14 protein-coding genes are annotated in these 16,087 nt (G+C 67.4%); 3 read left to right on the top strand and 11 right to left on the bottom strand.

The window, feature by feature from the left end; translation table 11 throughout:
- The first annotated feature begins 31 nt into the window (after window positions 1-31).
- Genes AC07U1_RS16550 through AC07U1_RS16540 form a run of 3 tightly spaced genes read left to right on the top strand, consistent with a single transcriptional unit; the run spans window position 32 to window position 2,133 of the window.
- The gene (locus AC07U1_RS16550; RefSeq protein ID WP_495178264.1) at window positions 32-760 is read left to right on the top strand and encodes a FadR/GntR family transcriptional regulator; all 729 of its coding nucleotides are present in this window, start codon (window positions 32-34) and stop codon (window positions 758-760) included.
- A gap of 45 nt (window positions 761-805) precedes the next feature.
- Complete coding sequence (gene fdhD, locus AC07U1_RS16545) at window positions 806-1,612, top strand: formate dehydrogenase accessory sulfurtransferase FdhD (RefSeq protein ID WP_495178265.1); 807 nt, start codon at window positions 806-808, stop codon at window positions 1,610-1,612.
- Window positions 1,609-2,133 carry a molybdenum cofactor guanylyltransferase gene (locus AC07U1_RS16540; protein ID WP_056349285.1) on the top strand — a complete coding sequence of 175 codons (525 nt, stop codon included), beginning with the start codon at window positions 1,609-1,611 and terminating at the stop codon, window positions 2,131-2,133. Before fdhD ends, AC07U1_RS16540 begins: the two co-directional genes overlap by 4 nt.
- Here AC07U1_RS16540 and AC07U1_RS16535 read toward each other — a convergent pair.
- The 11 genes from AC07U1_RS16535 to AC07U1_RS16485 form a co-directional block, all read right to left on the bottom strand.
- Window positions 2,128-2,778, bottom strand: a complete 651-nt coding sequence (locus AC07U1_RS16535; protein ID WP_187139345.1) for a DUF1345 domain-containing protein — start codon at window positions 2,776-2,778, stop codon at window positions 2,128-2,130. The two genes, AC07U1_RS16540 and AC07U1_RS16535, sit on opposite strands and share 6 nt — an antisense overlap.
- The gene (locus AC07U1_RS16530) at window positions 2,775-5,057 is read right to left on the bottom strand and encodes an FdhF/YdeP family oxidoreductase (RefSeq protein WP_495178266.1); all 2,283 of its coding nucleotides are present in this window, start codon (window positions 5,055-5,057) and stop codon (window positions 2,775-2,777) included. Before AC07U1_RS16530 ends, AC07U1_RS16535 begins: the two co-directional genes overlap by 4 nt.
- Window positions 5,058-5,141: 84 nt before the next feature.
- Window positions 5,142-6,767, bottom strand: a complete 1,626-nt coding sequence (locus AC07U1_RS16525) for an ArnT family glycosyltransferase (RefSeq protein ID WP_495178267.1) — start codon at window positions 6,765-6,767, stop codon at window positions 5,142-5,144.
- On the bottom strand, window positions 6,764-7,186 hold the full coding sequence (locus AC07U1_RS16520) for a GtrA family protein (RefSeq protein WP_495178268.1): 423 nt from the start codon (window positions 7,184-7,186) through the stop codon (window positions 6,764-6,766). The genes AC07U1_RS16525 and AC07U1_RS16520 overlap by 4 nt, the downstream gene beginning before the upstream one ends.
- Window positions 7,183-9,006 carry a thiamine pyrophosphate-binding protein gene (locus AC07U1_RS16515; RefSeq protein WP_495178269.1) on the bottom strand — a complete coding sequence of 608 codons (1,824 nt, stop codon included), beginning with the start codon at window positions 9,004-9,006 and terminating at the stop codon, window positions 7,183-7,185. Before AC07U1_RS16515 ends, AC07U1_RS16520 begins: the two co-directional genes overlap by 4 nt.
- Window positions 9,003-10,016: an NAD-dependent epimerase/dehydratase family protein gene (locus AC07U1_RS16510; RefSeq protein ID WP_187139340.1), complete on the bottom strand. Its 1,014-nt coding sequence runs from the start codon at window positions 10,014-10,016 to the stop codon at window positions 9,003-9,005. The genes AC07U1_RS16515 and AC07U1_RS16510 overlap by 4 nt, the downstream gene beginning before the upstream one ends.
- The gene (locus AC07U1_RS16505) at window positions 10,013-11,317 is read right to left on the bottom strand and encodes a hypothetical protein (RefSeq protein ID WP_495178270.1); all 1,305 of its coding nucleotides are present in this window, start codon (window positions 11,315-11,317) and stop codon (window positions 10,013-10,015) included. The genes AC07U1_RS16510 and AC07U1_RS16505 overlap by 4 nt, the downstream gene beginning before the upstream one ends.
- A complete protein-coding gene (locus tag AC07U1_RS16500) occupies window positions 11,314-12,294 on the bottom strand; it encodes a glycosyltransferase family 2 protein (RefSeq protein WP_187139338.1) in 981 nt (326 codons plus the stop codon). Before AC07U1_RS16500 ends, AC07U1_RS16505 begins: the two co-directional genes overlap by 4 nt.
- Window positions 12,291-13,397: a capsule biosynthesis protein gene (locus AC07U1_RS16495; RefSeq protein WP_187139337.1), complete on the bottom strand. Its 1,107-nt coding sequence runs from the start codon at window positions 13,395-13,397 to the stop codon at window positions 12,291-12,293. The genes AC07U1_RS16500 and AC07U1_RS16495 overlap by 4 nt, the downstream gene beginning before the upstream one ends.
- Entirely contained in the window at window positions 13,394-15,250 is a 1,857-nt protein-coding gene (locus tag AC07U1_RS16490; protein ID WP_495178271.1) for an SLBB domain-containing protein, read from the bottom strand. Before AC07U1_RS16490 ends, AC07U1_RS16495 begins: the two co-directional genes overlap by 4 nt.
- The gene (locus AC07U1_RS16485) at window positions 15,247-16,083 is read right to left on the bottom strand and encodes an inositol monophosphatase family protein (protein ID WP_495178272.1); all 837 of its coding nucleotides are present in this window, start codon (window positions 16,081-16,083) and stop codon (window positions 15,247-15,249) included. The genes AC07U1_RS16490 and AC07U1_RS16485 overlap by 4 nt, the downstream gene beginning before the upstream one ends.
- Between the last annotated feature and the right edge of the window lie 4 nt (window positions 16,084-16,087).

Here is a 16,087-nt window from a genome sequence, read left to right as displayed (position 1 = left end):
GCCCGAAGACGCGATGATAACGCTATCGCCCATGAGGGTAACCAAGGCGGCATCGCTGGCCGACGATCTGGTCCAGCGCTTCGAGGAACAGATCGAGTCGGGCGACATGCCCGCCGGATCGCGCTTCCCGACCGAAAAGGCGATCACCGAGGCGTTCGGGGTCAGCCGCACGGTGGTGCGCGAAGCCTATTCGCGCCTCGCCGCGCGGGGACTGCTGGTGTCGCGCCGCGGATCGGGCGCCTATGTCGCCGACGGCGCGCGCTATCGCGCCTTCCAGATCGCCGCCGACGAATTCAGCGAGATCGAGGATGTGCTCCGCCTGCTCGAAATGCGCATGGGGTTCGAGGCCGAAATGGCCGACCTCGCCGCACGCCGCCGCACCGATGCCGACCTTGCGGCGATCCGCGACGCGCTCGACGCGATGGAGAATAGCGAGGACGTCGACGCCTCGGTCGTCGCCGACGCCGCCTTTCACGCCGCGATCGCCGCGGCGACGCGCAACGATTATTTTCTCCGCTTCACCCAGTTTCTCGGCGTGCGCCTGGTCCCCTCGCGCAAACTCTATCTGCAGGGCAGCGACCGGCAACGGCACCAGCAATATGCGCGCACGATCAACCGCGACCATCAGGCGATCTACGACGCGATTCTGGCCGGCGACCCGGCGGCGGCGCGCCGCGCGGCGCGGCGGCACATGGACAAATCGATCGCCCGCTACCGCGCGATGCAGGACGGCCTGCCCGCGGAGGCCGCTGAGGACTAAGTGCGCGGTGCTTGCACGCCGACCGCAACATCCTATTGCGGACGCATGACGCAGTTGCAGACCCTTTCCCTGACGATGCGCCGGCTCGATTTCGCCGGAACCGATGACGCCGCGACGCTGCGCGACCTGCCAATCGAGGCGCCGGTGTCGGTCGAGGTTTGCGGCATCGGCTATGCCGTGATGATGGCGACGCCGTCGGACCTGGAAGATTATGCGATCGGCTTCGCACTCGGCGAAGCATTGGTCGAAACCGCCGCGCAAATCCGCAGCATCGACGTCCATCCGGTCGAAGGCGGTTTCGCGCTGCGTATCTGGCTACCGCCCGAACGGACCGAAAAGGCACTCGAACGCGCGCGCAAGCGGGTAAGCGAAAGCAGCTGCGGGCTGTGCGGGATGGAGAATATCGAAGAGGTGCTGCGCCCCCTGCCCGCGAACGCGGCGCGGATCGCGACCGATCGCGCGGCGATCGCGGCGGCGCTGGCGGCCTTGCCCGACCATCAGCCGCTCGGCCGCGCCACCGGCGCCGCGCATGCCGCCGCCTTTTGCAGCCCCAACGGCGACATCCTCCGCGTCCGCGAGGATGTCGGGCGCCACAACGCGCTCGACAAATTGATCGGTGCGCTCGCGCGGGACGGTATCGATCCGGGGGGCGGTTTCATCCTGCTGTCGGCGCGCTGCAGTTATGAGCTGGTCGAAAAGACGGTGCGTGCCGGTTGCCCGATGCTCGTCACCATCTCGGCGGCGACCAGCCTTGCCGCCGAGCGCGCGGTCGCGGCGGGACTGACGCTCGTCACGCTGGCGCGCGCGGATTCAGCGCTGATCGTCGGCGACCCGCACGGGATGATCCGATGAAGACGCTCGGCGCGGTGCTCGCGGGCGGGCGCTCGTCGCGCTTCGGGTCGGACAAGGCAGCCGCGTTGCTCGCCGGGCAAAGCCTGCTCGACCATGCGCTCGCGGCGCTGCGCCCGCATGTCGATGCCGTCGTGGTCGTCGGTCGCGCGATCGAGGGCCAGCCGATGATCGCCGACTGGCCGGCGCCCGACCTCGGGCCGATGGGCGGCATCGCGGGGGCGCTGCGCCATGCCGAGGCCGCCGGCTTCGACCAATTGCTCTGCATCTCGGTCGATTGCGTCCGCCTGCCCGCCGACCTGCGCGCGTTGCTCACCCCTGCCCCCGCCTATCTCGCGAGCCAGCCGGTGATCTCCCTCTGGCCGGTGTCGGCACGCGGCGCGTTCGAAAAACAGCTGATCGGGGGCGACGACCGCTCGGTCCGCCGCTTCGGCAACAGCATCGGCGCGCGCGCCGTCGCCAGCGATTTTGTCCCGCCGAACATCAACAGTGTCGCCGACCTCGACCGCGAGACAAGCCTATAAGCCCCCGAGCGCGTTCACGGTGAAAGCCAATATCCCCATGTTGAACAAAAACGCCGCCATGCAATGGCCGAGCACGACGCGGCGCATATGCGCGCCGGTGACGCTGACGTCCGAGGTCTGGAAGGTCATGCCGAGGGTGAAGGCGAAATAGAGGAAATCCCAATAATCCGGCTCGTGCGTCCCCGGCACCTCGAGCCCGCCACGGTCGCTTCCCTTCGCCTGAAGGTAGAAGAGATGCGCATAGTGAAGCGTGAACACCATGTTCGCGAACAGCCAGGCGAGCACCAGCGTGACGATAATCAGGATGACGTCGCCGCGCCCAAGGCTGCCGGGATCGGCAATCAGCGCCCCCACGGCAAAGAGGACGACCAGCGACAGCAAAACCGAAATGGCGAGCAGGCTCGCGCGGTTCGCGTCATTGTCTTCGGACCGCTGGCGCATCGCATCGGCATCGCCCGACAGCAGCGAGACGATCGACACGAGAAAGACCGCCGCGGCGGCATCGAAACCGAGCAGCAGCGCCGTGCGCGTATCGCAGCCCCATGCCAGCGCGCCGCCCGAAATGGCGACCAGCACGGCGGCGAAGGTCAGGAAACGGACCGGCGCGATATGGCGCCCGGGCGCGAAACCCCTCTTTGCCGTCACGCCGCCGATTCCTCCGCCGCCACGATCCGCACCGGGATCGATTTCGCCGCCGGGCAGCCGCTGATCTTGTCGTAGAAAGCGAGCGGCAACAGCGGGTTGAGTTCGGGATAATAGCCCGCGACCGCGCCGCGCGACATCGGATAGTCGAGCAGGGTCAGCCCCTCGACGCGCCGCACGACACCATCGTCGCTGAACGTTTCAAGCGCGACCTTCGCTCCCGCCGCAAAGCCGCGCGCTTCGCGATCCTCGGCGTTGACGAAAAGTACCATCCGGTCGCCATACACGCCGCGATAGCGGTCGTTATAGCTGTACACCGTGGTGTTGAACTGGTCGTGCGACCGCACCGTGGCGAGCCGCAGCATCGCCGGATCAACGACAGGGTCGTTAGCGTGCAGCCCCGGCAGGATCAGGAAATTCGCCTTCCCGTTCGGCGTCGCCCACACCCGGCGACGCGGCGGAATGTCGAGGTGGAAGCCGCCGGGATTTTTGATCCGCTCCGAAAAGTCGTCGTAGATGTCGGGATAGACCGCGGCGATCTTGTCGCGGATCGCGTCATAATCGTCGATATAGCGTGCCCAATCGACCTTGCTGTCGGGCAGCGTCGCCATCGCCATGCGGCAGACGATCTCCGTCTCGGTCAGCAAATGCTCGCTCGCGGGGTCGAGCACCCCGCGCGAGGCGGTGACGTTCGACATCGAATCCTCGATCGTCACGAACTGCTCGCCCTTCGCGGTTTCGATGCGTTCCGAACGCGCGACCACCGGCAGGATCAGCGCATCCTGACCATGCACCAGATGCCCGCGATTGAGCTTGGTCGCGATCCCGACGGTCAGCTTCAACTTGCGCATCGCCGCATAAGCATGATCGGTGTCGGGGACCGCGCGGACAAAATTGCCGCCCATGCCGATGAAGACCTTGGCGGTTCCGGCCTGCATCGCCGCGACCGATTCGACACTATGATGCCCTTCGGCGCGCGGCGGTTCGAACCCGAACACATCGCGCACCTTGTCGAGATACGCCTGGCTCGGCTTCTCGTCGATGCCGACGGTACGGTCGCCCTGGACGTTCGAATGGCCGCGGATCGGTGAGATGCCCGCACCCGGCTTGCCATAATTGCCCTTGAGCAACAGCAAATTGGCGATCTGTTGCACCAGCCGCGAACCCTCCTGATGCTGGGTGATCCCCATGCCGTAACAGATGATCGTCGCCGACGAGCGGATGTAGATTTCGGCGCAGCGCCGGATCTGCGCCTCATCGACCCCCGACACCGCGACGATTTCGGCCCAGTCCTGCGCCATGATGTCGTCGTGCAGCGCCTCATACCCCGTGCTATGTTCGGCGATGAACGCGTGATCGAGCACGGCTTTGCCCGCCGCTTCGCGCTCGAACAGCACCTTCATCATGCCCTTGAGCAGCGCGAGGTCGCCGCCGATCGCGATATGGACGAATTCGCTGCTGATCTCGGTCGAACCGAAGGTCGCCATCTGGACGATGTCCTGCGGCTCGGTGAATTTGATCAGCGCGCGTTCGGGCATCGGATTGACCGCGACGATCGGCACCCCGCGCTTCCTCGCCTCGACCAGCGGGGTCATCATCCGCGGTGCGTTGGTTCCGGCGTTGTGGCCGATCAGGAAAATCGCCTCGGCATGCTCGAAATCGTCGAGGATCACCGTGCCCTTCCCCACCCCGATCGAATGCGGCAGCCCGCGGCTCGTCGGTTCGTGGCACATGTTCGAACAGTCGGGGAAATTGTTGGTGCCATACTCGCGCACGAAGATCGAATAGAGGAAGGCGGTCTCGTTCGCGGTGCGGCCCGAGGTGTAGAACTCCGCCTCGTTCGGATCCCCCAGCGCGCGCAAATGCGTGCCGATCAACGCGAAGGCATCGTCCCAGCTGACCGGCACATAGTGGTCGGTCGCGGCGTCGTAGCGCATCGGTTCGGTCAGCCGGCCCTGCATTTCGAGCCAATAGTCCGACTGCGCCATCAATGCGGTCACGCCGTGCGCCGCGAAAAATTCGCGCGTCACGCGAAACTTCGTCGCCTCATGCGCCAGCGCCTTGGCGCCATTTTCGCAGAACTCGAGTGTCTTGGTGCAACTCGCGTCGGGAAAGGCGCAGCTGGGGCATTTGAAGCCGCCCGGCTGGTTCATCGACAACAGGGCGCGCGAGCCCTTGCCCACCACGCTCTGCTCGAGCAGCACCTTGGCGGTCGCCGCCGCCGCGCCCCAGCCGCCAGCGGGGCTATTGTAGCTTTTGTATCTCGGTTTCTCACCGGCCATGATATCGCGTCCCGAACCAATGCTCCTCGCGAGACTAGAGCATTTCGGGCGGCCTGTATCTATCGCGAAAACATCGGCGATCGGTCAGCGCGCGGGAACCAGTTGGACGACATGCACTTCCGGACCCGACCGCTCGCCGCGCCGAGGCTTGACGATCAGGCGGGTCGTGCCACCCGCCAGCAGCGAGTCGTAACGCGCCAGTTCTTTGCGATAGCCAACCGGATCGGCGCGATAGCGAAGGTGGTTGGTGACGACCGCAAAATCGGCACGGCACGATTCCAGCTTCGTCCTGTCGACATGACCGACGTCGACGATCGCCCCGCCGCCGCGCAAGCGGTCGACCTTCGAATAGCGGATCTGTCCCGACAGCAGATCGCGGACGTCGACACATCCCGCCGACCCCATCGCGGTGCGCAGTTCGAACGGCGCGGCGAGCAGGTCGAACGCGGCATGTTCGATCAGCACGCTGCTCCCCGGCGGCGCGTGATCGCGCAGCCACGCCGACGCGATCTGGCGCGTGTCGTGTTGCCGCTCGGCCGCCTCGATCTGCGCCTCCCAGACGATGGGGGTCAGCAGGATGAGCAGCGCGACGGGCAACGCCGCCATGCGCAACCGATGGCGCGGCAACAGGTCGGCGAGCCCGCACAAGGCGCGCGCGGCGGCGAGCGCGGCGAACGGCAGCAGCGGCACGACCCAGCGTTCCCAACGCAACGACTGGAAACAGATCATCGCGAAGAACAGCAGACAGAAGGGCAGGATCACGAAGACCCACAGGCGCCTTTTGCCGCCGCCCCAGACGAGGCCGGCCGCGGCGAGCAACAGCCCGCCGACGCCCAGCGACGCGAGCAACGGGCCCGCGACATACCAGCTCAAATTGGCGAAAAGGCCACCGCCCGTCGCGCCGGGGTGCAGCGGCCGTGCCTCACCCGACAGATTGGCGATCACCGTCGCATGGTCGATCAACAGATAGGGCGACACCGCGAATAAGGTGATGATCGCCGCAGCGACCACCATCGCCAGCCGGCTCCAATGGCGCTCACCTGGCGGTCGATAAGCCCAACCGCCGAGCGCGGTCACCAATATCGCCGCCGCTGGCCATTTCGTCGCGCACGCCAGCCCGGCGCAGATGCCGGCGAACAGATAGTCGCGCCGCCGGCCTTGCTCGGCGATGCCGATCGCCGCCAGCGCGCCGAGGAGCATGAAGACGCTCGCCTGGATATCGGTGCGGATGATCTGCGAATATTCGATATGCACCGCATTGACCGCGAGGATCGCCGCCGCGACCAACCCGATCCGCGCGCCGCCGAGCCTCTTGCCGAGCCGGAAGGTCAGCCAGACGCACAGCACGCCGCATAGCACGATCATCACCCGGGCGGGCAGGAACACGATACCGGGATCGGCATAAACCGCAGCCGCCAACGCATCGGCGTCGGCGAAGCGCCCCGTCGCGATGCCGATGCCGCCGACCGCGGCGATGACCAGCGCGAGCGAATAGAGGGTGATCGTCCCCGGATGGCCGAACCAGCCGGGGTCGAGGCTGTGCTTCTGCAGCATTTCGAGCGCGGTCATCATGAACAACGGCTCGTCGGGGTCGTTGAGCGCCGGCAGCCCGAAGCCGACCCCGTCGAGCCGCAGCCAAAGCGCGGCGAGCAGGATCGCCCATAACGCCAGGGCTTCGGCTGACGGACGCCAGCGGGCGGCGATCGTCATCGCGCGCCGTTGTCGCGGAAGGTGACACGATTGTGCCAGAACCAGCTGCCGACGATCACAACGAGCGTGAAGCCGGTCTGCGCGATCACCGGCGGTACAGCGCCGACTTCGACAAGCAGCGGCAGCGCCAGCCAGTTGGCGGCATAGTTGGCGAGGTAAAAGCTCGCGAAGGTCCCGAATTCGCGCAGCACATTGCCCCGCGTGCGAAAGACCGCAAGCTTGTAGGTCGTGAAGGCAAAGCACAGACACACCGCCTGCGCGATCCCGAGCGCGACCATATAATGGACCGCGAACAGCGGCACCGACCACAGCAGCAGCGGATAGAAGCTGAGACCGAACGCCGTGTTGACGCCGCCGACCATCAGGAAGCGCAAAGGCTTCCCGAGGCGGAGGAAACGCGCGGTCACCACGCGGCTCATTCCTCGTCCATCAACGCAATGCGCATATTCGCTTCCAGCACCTCGCGCGGCAGGAAGGGCGACAAATCCTCGAGCGCGGGTGAGGTGATGCGCCCGTCGGGATGCTGCTTCGCGCCGAGCTTGGGGGCGAAGCCGACATGCTCGTCGACCATGATCTCGCAAAAGGCGGGACCGTCGGCCGCGAGCGTCGCGGCGATGGCGCCGGCCAGCTCGGCATGGTTTTCGGCGCGCGCATAAGCGAAACCGAAAGCGCCCGCGACCTTCGAGAAATCAGGGAAGGTCACATGGCTCTTCGGCCCGCCGCCGACTTCCTGCCCGTTGAAGAAATTGCGCTGGGTCTGGAAGATCGAGACATAACCGCTGTTGTTGATCAGGATCACCTTCACCGGCAGACCGTATCCGGCGATCGTCTGCATCTCCTGCAAATTCATCATGATACTGCCGTCGCCGGCAATCGCGATCACCCGCTGCTGTCCCTTGGTCGCGGTGCAGACGCCGATCGCGGCGGGCAGGTCATAGCCCATCGTCGCGCAGCCCGAATTGGTCCACAGCCGCTGTCCCGAATGCAGATGCGCCGCCTGGAAACCGACGACGCAGGCGCTACCATTGCCGGTGACGACGATGTCCTCGCCGCCAAGCTGGCCGAACAGTTCGTCCATCGCGACATAGGGATGCACCAGTGTCGCATGGTCGCGATATTCGGGCAGCACGGTCGGGAATTTCGCGACCCGCTGCCGCGCCCAGCCGAGCCATTCGCGCTGCCCCTCGGTCGGCCCGGCATAGGGCTGCGCGAGCAGCGCGGGGATCAGCTCGGCAAGGTCGGCGGTCACCGGCATGTCGGGGACGACGGTCGGCTTGGCGAGTTCGACCGGGTCGATATCGACCCAGATCTTGTACGCCCCGCGCGCAAAGCTTTTCCAATTGTAGCTGACCTGCCGGATGTTGAGCCGGCTTCCCAGCACAAGCAACAGGTCGGCGCTCTGCGTCACCATATTGCCGCCGCGGTCGCCGACCGTGCCGGGTTTGCCGCAATTGAGCGGGTGGTCGGTCCACAGCGCGTCATGCGCGTTCCAGCCGGTGACCACGGGCACGCCGAGCCGCTCGATCAGCGTCAGGAATTGCGCGTGCGCGCCGCTCAGCCGGACCCCGCTGCCCGCGAACACGACGGGGCGATCGGCCTTGGCGATGCGCTCCAAAATCTCGGTCGCGACCGCGTCGAGGTCGCCCCGCTTCCACGGCTCGTCGAGTTCGGCGGGGTCGAAACCCGGCAGCAGATCGTCGGGGTCGATCTTCGCCGCCTGCACGTCGAGCGGGATGTCGAGCCACACCGGCCCCGGCCGGCCGCTGGTCGCGAGATAGAGCGATTTTTCCAAGTGATAGCGGATCGAGCGCGGGTCGGTGACCATCACTGCATATTTGGTGACCGGCCGGACCAGTTCCTCGATATCGAGTTCCTGGTCGCCATATTGGCGCAGCGGCAACCCGGTGTGGCGCACCGTCGTCTCGGTCTTCACCTGCCCCGAAATTACCAGCATGCCGATCGAATCGACGAAGGCGCCGTAAACGCCGGTGATCGCATTGGTGCCGCCGGGACCCGAGGTGACGTTGACCACCGCGAGCCGGTTGGTCAGCCGATAATAGGCCTCGGCGGCCATCGACAGCGCCTGCTCATGATGGGTGAAGGTCGTCGTCAGCGCGGGGTGGGTGCCGAGCGAATGGTTGAGGTGCATCGCGCCGCCGCCGGTCAGCATGAAGACGTCGGTGATGCCGCGGTCGGCGAGGGTCTGGGCGACCCAGTCGGAGAGCTTGATCTGGCTCATTCTATCCATCCATTGAAAATTGCGGTGCGGCGGATTGCCGCGTCGAGGGTGATGGTCGGCGCGACGCCGAGCCGGCTGCGGATCGCCGCGGTCGAGGGGACATAGCGACCGGGGTTCCACCCGGCGTCGGCTTGTCCCAGCACCTCGACCCCCGGGCCGCCGAGGACGGCGGCGGTGCGCCGCGCGAGGTCGGCGATCGACACCGCTTCCTCCGACCCCATGTTCCATGTCGCGCCGCGCGGCGCGCGCAGCAGCATCAGCCACAGCCAGGCGGTAAGATCGGCGGCATAGAGATATGAGCGGACGGCGGTCCCCGCGCTTTCGATCCGGATCGCCCGCCCCGCCATCGCGTCGCGGATGAAATTGCCCGCCGCGAAATGGATATCGAGCGACAGCAAGGGGCCGAGCAACGCGAAGATACGCGACGTCACGACGTCGAGCCCGAACTGCTGGCCGTAAATGGCGCAGAGCAGTTCGGCGGCACGCTTGCCCTCACCATAGGATGATTTGGGATCGCGCGGGTCGGGGCCGCCATGCCAATCCTCGGCGACATGGCCGACGTCCCACGGCTGGGCGCCATAGACCGCCCCCGAACTCAGGAAGAGGACCCGCCCCGCTTGCCGCTCGATCGCGAGATCGAGCGCGTTGCGGGTACCGGTGACGATGGTGTCGAACATGCGGCGCGGGTCATTCGCGTTGAGCGCCGCGCTAGCATCGGTCGCGGCGTGGATGACATGGGTGAAGCGGCCCGGCGGCGCGGCGAAATCCATGACGTCGCCGGCAACGAACTCGAATCGGCTGGCCAGATGCGGCGCGCGCGCCGCGAAGGCATCGGGATCGCGGCTGAGGATCACCACTTCGGCATCGCAATCCGAAAATGCCAGCGCTTCGAGCATCCAGCGCCCGATGAAGCCGGTGCCGCCGGTCATGAAGATGCGCGCGCCGTCCAGCCCCGCCCAGTAAGGCGCCAGCTGGCGGTCGATCGCGGTCAGGTCTTCGGTCAAGATCATGCGACCACCAGCCCCAGCGAAGGGCGTTGGCTGCGATGCGCGCGCACGACGCGCACGATGCTGTCGAGCGACAACGCCCACAGCATGATGACGATCAGCCCCGGCCGGATGAAATGGCCCGCGGTCAATCCGAAGCTCGCGGTCACCGTGCGCTCGCCCAGCCAGCTCGCACTGGTCACGTCGAGCACCGTCGCCAGCGGCCAGTCGCCGACGAGGCAGAGCAGGTAAGCGCAGACGATCGCGGCGATCGGCCCCGCGCCCTTCCATGTCTCCATCAAGACGAGAAACAGCAGGAACAATTGCGTGTAGCCGCCCGGTGACTGGGTCACCAGATAGGCCCCGAGCAGGATCGCCGCGATGCGGTGCGTCGGCAGCGCCCTGGGCTGGAGCCACGCCGCGGCGAGCGCGGCGAGCGCGACCAGCTGGCTCGACCGGATGACGATCGGCACCAGAAATTCGATCGTCTCGATCAGCCGCGACGGCACGAATTGCAGCAGCGGGATGTCGAGGGTGCGGAACATCAACAGCGGCGCGTAGCTCGTCGAATAATTGACCTCGTTCCACACCTGACCGCCCTGGAAGACGACCCAGTTGGCGGTGTTCGCCGCCAGCTCCATCGGCGTCCCCGATCCGACGAGCGCGAGGGTGACGAGATAGAGCGCGATCGTCGCGATCCCCGCGACTTCGAGCGTCCGCCAGTCGCGCTTCACCGCATGCGCCAGCATCGGCAGCACCAGATAGGGCTTGAAATTGATCGTCACCGCGGCGGCGAACCAGCGCCACGGCTTCGACGACGTCACCGGCCCGTGCGCGATCATGAAGAAGGCGAAGGCGACGAGGATCAGATTGCCGCGCTCGATCGTGAACAGCATCGGCAAACCAAGCGCGATCGCGATCGTCCGCATCGGCGCGGTGCGGCGGTCGAGGCGGCGGAAACAGACCCACGCCAGCACCACGTCGATGACATAGAAGATGTAGATCGTCCCGCGCCCCAGCCAGTCGCAATCGCGCGCGGTAAAGCTGTTGTGCAGGTAACAGCCCGGCAGGCTCGTCGCGTCGAGAAAGACGAACGACAGCGGCGGATAGATGCTCCGCCACACATTGTAGATACCGGGATTGTTCGCCCAATAGGCGGTGTTGAACCAGTCCATGAACGTGTCGTTGGTGTCGAACACGAAGGGCTGAGGCAAATAGCCGAACTCGAGGAAGAAACGCAGCGTCCACGCGCTGCTCGCCACCACGGCGAGCGCGAGCAAGGCTTCCGGGACCAGCGGCAGCAGGCGGACGCGCGGCGCGGTCATGGCCGGCGGATGTGGGTGCGGGCCGCGGGCCGCGACCGGTCGGCGGGAAAATTGATCCGCTCCTCCTCGATCACCAGCGGCACGTTGCGGCTGCGTTCGGCGAGCATACGCACCTGCTCGCCGATCAGCCCGAGGAAGAGCAGCAGGATGGCGAACAGCGCAAAGCCGAGCGCCAGGCCGAGCAGCGCCCAGACCGGGCCATCGAGCGCCAGCGCGACCGGCGCGGCGACCAGCAGGCACAGCGCCAATGCGGCGATGTAGACCGAAAGAAACAACGGCAACCGCAACAGCGACTTCGCCGACCCCGCCAGCCCCGACAGCGCGAAGGACGCGAGCGCGACGAAGTCATTCTTGCTCTCGCCCGCCGCGCGGCCGGGCCGGTCGAACGGCTCCAGTTCCAGGCGAAAACCGCTTTCGACCACCATGCCGCGAAAAAAAGGCTCGGGCTCGTTCCACGCCGCCAGCGTGTCGATCACAATGCGGTCGAACAGCCCGAAACCGGTCGCGCCCGGGATCACCGGATAGTCGCCGAAACGGCGCAGGAAGCCATAGCCCATATGCCGCGCCGCGCGCAGCATCGGCGACGCGCGTTCGGACCGCCGCTGCCCCAGCACCACCTGTGCGCCCTCACGCCACCGCGCGACGAAGGCGCCGATCATCTCGGGCGGGTCTTGGAAATCGGCGCACATGCCGATCACCGCCCGCCCCTCGGCCTGGTACAGGCCATAGGTCGGCGAGCGCATCTGGCCGTAATCGCGGTTGTTGAAGATCACCCGCACGCGCGGATCGACGGCGCAGATCGCACGCATGATCGCCCGGGTGCCATCGGTCGAGCCATTGTCGATCAGGATGATCTCGTGACTCGCCGCATGCGCCTCGGCCTCGGCGGTCACCGCGGCGCAGATCGCCGCGACATTCGCCGCCTCGTTATAGCAGGGAATGACGACCGACAGTTCGGGCGCGGCGTCCGCAGTCATGCCGCGCCGTCCGCCTTGCGCGCCGCAAACAGGCGGATCCCCGTCACGGGCGCATAGATTTCGGTGAACAGCGCCGCGAGAATGACGAGCGCCAGCAGCGCGACCGCCGCGACATTATATTTGCGGTCTGGATCGAGCCGCGGCGCCTCCAGCACCTGCACGCTCGCCGCGGTCTCACCCGCAAGCGTTTCGACCGCGACCTCTTCGGACGAGCGCGCATAAACCTCGTACAGCGCCTGCGCGAAGCGATAGTCGCGATAGAGGTTCAGATATTCGCCCGATACTTCGCTGAGGCCCGCGACGTTCGGGCCGGCGGCACCGGCTGCGGGCTGCGCCGAGCGCGCGATCTGGGCGCGCAGCGACGCGACTTCGGTCTGGACCGCCAGCAGTTCGGGGTTTTCGGGGCCCTGCACCTTTTCCAGCGTCTGCAGCTGGACCTGTTTCGCCTGCAGCCGCGCCTCGAGCCCCGCGCGCAGCGACAGCGCCGCGCCGAGTTCGGCCTGTGGTTCGGCGAGCCGGTTGCGGCGGCGGAAATCATTAAGCGCGGTTTCGGTTTCGACGACACGGTCGCCGGCTTCCTTGAAGCGCTGCATGACGATCGCACGCTTGCGCTCGACGCGGTCCTTGCCAAGCGCGACGATGCGGTCGCCGATCGCCGCGACATAGGCGCGGGTCAGATTCTCGGCCTCTTCGGCGTCGCGCGTGCGCACCTCGACCTCGACGATGCCGCCGGTCAGCGTGTGGATGTCGACCTTCTGCGCCAGCGCGACATGCGCGCTGGTCGCGCTGGCATAGCCGTCCGGCCCGACGAGCTTGAGCCGCTTGATCACCGCATCGCCGACTTCGCTGCTGCGGCTGACCGCCAGATACATGTCGGTCTGCTGCTTCGCGCCGCCGAACAGCGCGGCGAACCCCTGCAACTGGCCGCCGAGCGCGTTGAGCGTCGAGCCGAGCCCGATGCTGCTGCTGTCCTGCGGCAGCAGCTTGGCGCGTGCGACATAGGGTTGCGGAAAGACCGTCAGCAGCGCGAGGATCAGCGCGGCGAGCGCGTAACCGCGACGGCGCCACCGCGGGTCGGCGGCGAAAGCGATCAACCGGCTCATTTCGTGATCGCCGCGACCGAGGCCGCGCCGACGAGCCCGCTGAACAATGTCCCGGTGATGTCGCGCAGCCGCGCCCAGAACTCGCCGCGATTGGCGTCGATCGGGACATAGACAAGGTCGCCGGGCAAGGCCGCGGCGCGCAGCGCGCGCTTGCCGCCCGCCAGCACCGTGCCATTGGCGCGCACGACGAAAATCTCGTCCTTGTCGCCGATATTCTGCACGCCCCCGGCGGACTTGACGAAATCCTCGACGCTCGCGCCCGGACGGTAGGCGAAGGACGCGGGGCTCGGCACCGCGCCGAACACCCCGACCGTCACCGGCCGTGCGGGGACATGGACGACGTCGTTATTCTCGAGGATCAGGTCGCCGGGCAGCGCCGCAGCGTCTACGGCCAAGTCGAACACCAGCCGCCCGTCGGGCTCGCGGCGCCGAAGCTGGTCGACGATGCTGTTGATCAGCGCGATATTGCCGGGCTGCGCGAGCTGGGCGCGGTTGACCGAGGTCACCGGCTGCGCCGCGAGCAGCAATTCGACGTCGCTGATCGCGCGGTCGTAACTCAGCCGTTGCTGATGCTTAACGCTCTCGCGCGTGATGACGCTGGCATAGGGGAAGGCCTCGCCGGTCAGCCCGCCCGCCTGCGCGACGACATCGGCCATGCGGGTGCCGGGCTGGACATAATAATGACCCGGCCGCGCCACCTCACCGCTCAGCGTCACGAGCACCGGCTGCTGGCGCAGCGGCCGCGCGATGCCGATGTTCGACAGGATGCGGATCACGTCGCCGCGCCGCGCCTTGCTGCTCGCTGCGTCGGCGGCGGACAATTCCCGCCAGCCGCTCGCATCGGGGCTCAGCGCGTTGAGCACCATCAGCCGCCCGTCGTCGGCGACGGTGTTGACCCCGCCGGCATATACGATCGCGTCGGTCAGCGTCTCACCGGGCGCGAGTTCGAAAATCGCCTCGCGGTTGATGCTGCCGATCACCGCGACCTCGGCGCCCGCCGGCGCGATATAAAGGACGTCGCCATTCTGCAGCACCGCGTCGCCGCGCGTGTCGCCCTTGAGCAGCAGGTCGTAGAGATCGAAGTCGGAGATCAGCTGGCCGCCGCGGCGCAGCTGGATCGACCGGAAGCTGCCCCCCGTCGCGGGTCCGCCCGCGGCGAGCACGACGTTGACAAGCGTCGACAGGCTGCTCGCCGAATAGGAGCCGGGACGCGCGGCAAAGCCGGTGACATAGACGGTGATGCCCTTGAGCTTGGCGACCCCGACCTCGAGGTGGAAACCGCGATACTGGCGCGACACTTCGCGCTCGATCACGCCATGGACATCGCCATAGCGCACCCCGCCGACGCGGATCGCGCCGACGCGCGGCACGAAGATGCGCCCCTCGCTGTCGATGACGAGGCGCAGGCCCGACGCCTGCACCGATCCGGTGAGGCCGATCAGCAATTCGTCGCCGGGGTTGAGCCGGTAGTCGGGCGGAATCGCGGTGGTCGACGGCGCGGTGAAATCGCGCGCGCCGGGGATCAACAGGTCCGACCCGAAACGGCGCAGCGGCTTGCCGGCGACCGAGGACACCCAGGTTTCGAACTCGCTCGCGACCGGCGGCGCCTTGCCGACCGGGCGGCGGCCGCCCTCGTCGGGCGCTTCGGGCACGGGCGTCGGAGCCTCGATCACCGCGGGCGCGATCGGCGGCAGTTCGACCACCGGCACCGCGACCTGTTCGGCGGCGCCGCGGCTCGCGGCATTGTCGCCCGGCGCGCCGACCGGCGACGCGAGCTGCGCCGACGCGGGCGCCAGTCCGACCAACGACAGTGCCAGCGACACCGTCGCCAGCCGCTTCCACCCATGGCTCATCGCGATATGTCTTTCATGTCCACCAGCCCGGCTTCGGCGCCGAGCAATATGTCGGCGGCGGCCTGCCACAGGTCGGGCGTCGCCGCGGCCAACATCCCCTGCCCCGTTCCGCCGACCCGATACGGCCGCCCGTCCCAATGCGTCGCCTTGCCGCCCGCCTCGGTCAGGAACAGAGCGCCAGCGGCGTGGTCCCACGGCAGGATGCGCTGGAACAGCGCGACATCGTCCTGCCCCAGCACCAGCCGCGGATAGCTTTCGGCGGCGCAGCGCGGCACCGGCTGGACGTCGAGGCCGTTCGCGGCGGCGGCATGCACCCGCTCGCGGCGGTCGGGCGGCAGGAAATGCGTTCCGAGCGCCGCGCGCGGCACCCTGCGCGTCGCCGACCGCGCCCGCACCGGCTGGCCGTCGCAGGTCGCGCCCTTGCCGCGCTCGGCATGGCACAGGCGCCCGGCGAGCGGGTCGAGGATCCACGCCGCCAGCGGCGCGCCATCCTCGACCAGCGCCACCATCATGCCGAAAGGCGACCGCCCTTCGGCGAAATTGGCGGTGCCGTCGAGCGGGTCGATCAACCAGAGCAATCCGCGATCGACGCCCTCCAGCAAGTCCGCGTCGGCGTCGGCCTCGGCCGCCTCCTCGCCGACAATGCGCGCGCCAAGCCCGAGCGCCGCGAGACCGTCGTGGAGCCGCCGTTCGCTTTCGCAATCGACGATCGTGACGATCTCGCCGGGGCTTTTCTCGTCGATCTCCTCGGGCGCGAGCAGGCGGAACCGTGGCATCACCACGTCCGCCGCGACATCGCGCATCAGGGTCGAGACTTGGTCGCGCAGCGGCATCGGG

It is taken from the genome of Sphingopyxis sp. GW821-FHT02C12 (assembly GCF_059421785.1).
This window is presented reverse-complemented; position numbering and strand designations above follow the sequence as displayed.